Raw genomic sequence first — 4,644 nt, 5'->3', positions numbered from 1 at the left:
GACGCGGGATGGAGCAGTCTGGTAGCTCGTCGGGCTCATAACCCGAAGGTCGTCGGTTCAAATCCGGCTCCCGCAACCAAACATCAAAAAAGGCTACTCGAAAGAGTGGCCTTTTTTGTGCGCGCCTGTTTTGTCTCTACCAAAGATAAATGAGTCGGTGCGCTCGGGCTCAGCAAAAACAGAAATCGTTCTGATTCCGAAACTTAGCGCTGCATTCACCTCGGCCATCGCTGTTTTACGCTTATTTGGCTTGTTTCAGGATTAACGGTTGACACCCCGTGGTTCCTCTGTAGAATGCCGCCACACAGACGCGGGATGGAGCAGTCTGGTAGCTCGTCGGGCTCATAACCCGAAGGTCGTCGGTTCAAATCCGGCTCCCGCAACCAAACATCGAAAAAGGCTACTCGAAAGAGTGGCCTTTTTTGTATCTGTCGAAAAAATCCTTTCGCAACAATGATCTGTCACCTTGTGGCGGGCCGATTGGTATCACTCCAGCCTGGAGTTCGGTCTATGCTGGTCCGAGGCGTTTACCGCACCGGCCCGTGGCGCGCCTTCACCTGTCGAGGGTGGGTGGCGTTAATATTTGTGATTATTTTTTTCTACAGGGATTGGTAACTTGGCTGGATACCCCCATCCTGTCGCGCACAATCCAAGAGGTGATTGATGCGCGCCCATTCGTCTGATTCACAAGACTCCGTCACAGCGACACAACCGATCAAGCCCGGGCGTTTGCGCCTGCTGGACCTGATCAGCAAGTACCGCCAGCCAATCGGCCTGGCAGTGACCTTGTTGCTGTTCGCCATCGCGCTGATTGCCTGTCGTCATCTGTTGAGCGAACTGGATCTGGACGCTCTGCACGACTCCATTCTCCAGGTACCAAAACCTGCCTTGATGGGTGCACTGGCGGCGACGGTGGTCGGCTTCATCATTCTGTTGGGCTATGAATGGTCGGCAAGCCGCTATGCCGGCGTGACGCTGGCACCGCGAATTCTCGCCCTGGGTGGCTTTACTGCATTTGCGATCGGCAATGCCATCGGCCTGTCGATGCTCTCTGGCGGTTCGGTGCGCTACCGTCTATATGCACGGCATGGGCTGGGGGCCACGGAAGTGGCGCGCATGACCCTGTTCGCCAGCCTTTCATTGGGCTGCGCCCTACCACCCCTTGCGGCCCTGGCAACCCTGAGTGACCTGCCCGCTGCCGCGACTGCCCTGGGCTTATCGGAAATTTTGCTGGGATCGGCGTCCGTGGCAGTGCTGCTACTGTTCAGCATCCTGGCCATCGGCATCTACCGCCGCCGCCTGCCAGACCAACCATACACGGACAACCTGCTGGTCAAGGCGGGACGACGCACCTTGCGTCTGCCGGGGCGGCGCCTGACGTTCCTGCAATTGATCATCACCGCACTGGATGTGGCCGCAGCCGCTACCGTGCTGTACTTGCTGTTGCCAGAAGCGCCGCCCTTCGGCGCCTTCCTGTTGGTCTACCTGCTGGCGCTGGCTGCCGGGGTGCTCAGCCATGTGCCCGGCGGGGTCGGCGTATTCGAAGCGATCCTGCTGGCCGCCTTCGCCGACAAGCTTGGCGCTGCACCGCTGGCGGCCGCACTGCTGCTGTATCGGCTGATTTATGTGGTGCTGCCATTGCTGGTGGCTTGCGTATTCCTGCTGATCAACGAAGGACAGCGCCTGTTTCAATCCCGTCAGTCCCTGCGCGCTGCCTCCGGCCTGGCTGCGCCGATCCTGGCGGTACTGGTGTTCCTGTCTGGCGTGGTGCTGCTGTTTTCCGGAGTCACGCCAGAAATCGACACCCGCCTGGAGCATATAGGCTTCCTGATCCCCCACCGCCTGGTCGACGCTTCACACTTCGGTGCCAGCCTGATCGGGGTGCTCTGCCTGCTGCTCGCCCAAGGCCTGCGCCGACGCCTGTCGGCCGCCTGGATGCTGACCACCATCCTGTTGCTCGTAGGCGCCCTGCTCTCCCTGCTCAAGGGCTTTGACTGGGAAGAAGCCTGCCTGTTGATCCTGACCGCCAGCCTGCTGGGCGTATTCCGGCGTTCGTTCTATCGGCCGAGCCGCCTGACCGAGCTGCCGTTCTCGCCGCTGTACCTGGTGTCGAGCCTGTGCGTGCTGGGTGCGTCCATCTGGCTGCTGCTGTTTGCCTACCAGGATGTGCCTTACAGCCATCAACTGTGGTGGCAGTTCACCCTTGACGCCGACGCTCCCCGAGGCCTGCGCTCACTGCTCGGTGCCGCCGTACTGCTGGTAGTGGTGTCGTTGACCTGGCTGCTGCGCACCGCGCGCCCGGTGATCCACTTGCCGACGCCCGACGAGCTGGACCGGGCGGTGAAGATCCTCATGGCTTCCGCCCAGCCGGACGGCGGCCTCGCCCTGACGGGTGACAAGGCCTTGCTGTTCCACCCTGACGAGCAGGCGTTCCTGATGTACGCCCGCCGTGGCCGCAGCCTGGTGGCCTTGTACGATCCCATCGGGCCGGCCCAGCAGCGGGCCGAAATGATCTGGCAGTTCCGCGACCTGTGCGACATTCACCACGCCCGCCCTGTGTTCTATCAGGTACGCGCCGAGAACCTGCCGTACTACATGGACATCGGCCTGACCGCGATCAAACTGGGCGAGGAAGCCCGGGTCGACCTGCAGCGCTTCGACCTGGAAGCCAAGGGCAAGGAGATGAAGGACCTGCGCTACACCTGGAACCGCGGCACCCGCGATGGCCTGTCGCTGGAGATCTTTGAACCGGGACAGGCGCCGATGGATGAGCTCAAGGTGATCTCCGATGCCTGGCTGACCGGCAAGAACGTTCGCGAGAAAGGCTTCTCCCTCGGCCGTTTCAGCGAGGACTATCTCAAGCATTTCCGCATTGCGGTGATCCGCTTCGAAGGCCGCCCGGTGGCATTCGCCAATCTGCTCGAGACATTCGGCCACGACCTGGCCAGCCTCGACCTGATGCGCGCGCACCCCGAAGCGCCGAAGCTGACCATGGAATTCATGATGGTCGGCCTGATTCAACATTATAAGAGTCACGGATACGCGCGCTTCAGCCTGGGCATGGTGCCGCTATCGGGGCTGCAGCCCCGTCGCGGCGCGCCACTGACCCAGCGCCTGGGCTCGATGGTTTTCCGCCGTGGTGAGCAGCTCTACAACTTCCAAGGCTTGCGCCGCTTCAAAGACAAGTTCCAGCCTGACTGGGAACCCCGTTACATGGCCGTGCCCGCCGGACTCGATCCGCTGGTAGCCCTGGCCGACACTGCCGCCCTGATTGCGGGCGGCTTGACTGGATTGGTGAAACGCTGATGATTCAACGCTCCCTGCGGTATGTACTGGCCACACTGGTAGTGCTGGCCCTGATTCTCGGTGGCGGTTACTGGTACCTCAAGCGCCCCGCCCCGGAACCGACCCTCGAGTCGTTCAAGCCGGCCGACGGCACGGCGATGACCCGGGTCATACCTGGCACCACGCCCCGCGCGCAGGTGCTGGTCGCGGTGAATGAGGAACAAAAGCTCAGTGACAAGCAACTGCTGACCCTGAGCCGCACCGGTTCGGCACAGATCGTCCAGGTGATCCTGCCGAAAGACTGTCTTCTGCAAAGCCGCGCGTTGCAATCGGGCCTGCGTGAGCTCCACGGCCCGGCAACGCTGGTCAGCGGCATCGGTCCCGGTGCGGTGCTGGCCTGGCGCTGGTTGTCCGAGCAGAAAGACGACAAGGCGCAGGCCGTCTCCGTGGACCTGGCCCTGGAAAAACCCGGCTGCACCCACCTGTTGCCAAAAAGCGCAGCGCACGGTCGCTGGCTGGCCGCCTGGAACGATAACCCGGACGACACCAGCGCGGGCTTCGTACGTGACCAGCCGAATGCCGAAACCAGCATCAGCGACTACGACATCAACCTGCCGCAAGTCCTGAACAACGAGCTACGCAAGATCCTGGTAGGCGGCGACAAGGCCGCCGGCGGCCTGCAGATACCGGTCGTCGAAGTGCCGGCAGGCCAGGCCAACGACACCGTCACCCTGTTCCTTTCCGGTGATGGCGGCTGGCGTGACCTGGACCGCGACGTTGCGGGCGAGATGGCGAAAATCGGTTACCCGGTTGTCGGCATCGACACCCTGCGCTACTACTGGCAGCACAAGAGCCCGGAGCAAAGCGCCCTGGACCTCGCCGAACTGATGCAGCACTACCGCCAGAAATGGGGCACCAAGCGCTTCATCCTCACCGGCTACTCGTTCGGTGCCGATGTGCTGCCGGCGATCTACAACCGCTTGGCAGAGTCCGAGCAGCAGCGCGTCGACGCGATCATCCTGCTGGCCTTCGCCCGCACCGGCAGCTTCGAAATCGAAGTCGAGGGCTGGCTCGGCAACGCCGGCAAGGAAGCCGCCACCGGCCCGGAAATGGCCAAGCTGCCAGCCGCCAAAGTGGTGTGCATCTACGGTGAAGAAGAAGTCGACGAAAGCGGCTGCACCGACAAGAGCGCCGTGGGCGAAGCGATGAAACTGCCTGGCGGCCATCACTTCGACGAGAACTACCCGGCGCTGGCAAAACGCTTGGTGGACATCATCGAGAAGCGTCAGGCCAAGGGTGATACGGCTCAGGAGTGATCTGAGGCGCGACCACGAAAAAGCCCCCGCAGGCGTTTGGTTG

At 62.1% G+C, this 4,644-nt stretch carries 2 protein-coding genes and 2 tRNA genes; all 4 read left to right on the top strand.

Features of this window, described 5'->3' with window-relative positions; translation table 11 throughout:
* Window positions 1-2: 2 nt before the first annotated feature.
* A tRNA-Met gene (locus ABWY06_RS02150) sits at window positions 3-79 on the top strand.
* A gap of 230 nt (window positions 80-309) precedes the next feature.
* Window positions 310-386, top strand: a tRNA-Met gene (locus tag ABWY06_RS02145).
* Window positions 387-663: 277 nt separating this feature from the next.
* Window positions 664-3,306, top strand: coding sequence for a bifunctional lysylphosphatidylglycerol flippase/synthetase MprF (gene mprF, locus ABWY06_RS02140; RefSeq protein WP_353923916.1), 2,643 nt, complete (start codon window positions 664-666; stop codon window positions 3,304-3,306).
* On the top strand, window positions 3,306-4,601 hold the full coding sequence (locus tag ABWY06_RS02135; protein ID WP_353923915.1) for a virulence factor family protein: 1,296 nt from the start codon (window positions 3,306-3,308) through the stop codon (window positions 4,599-4,601). Before mprF ends, ABWY06_RS02135 begins: the two co-directional genes overlap by 1 nt.
* Window positions 4,602-4,644: the final 43 nt, after the last annotated feature.

It is taken from the genome of Pseudomonas sp., assembly GCF_040514055.1.
GTDB lineage: Bacteria > Pseudomonadota > Gammaproteobacteria > Pseudomonadales > Pseudomonadaceae > Aquipseudomonas.
The sequence above is the reverse complement of the archived record's forward strand: the minus strand, read 5'-3'. Positions and strand labels throughout refer to the sequence as shown.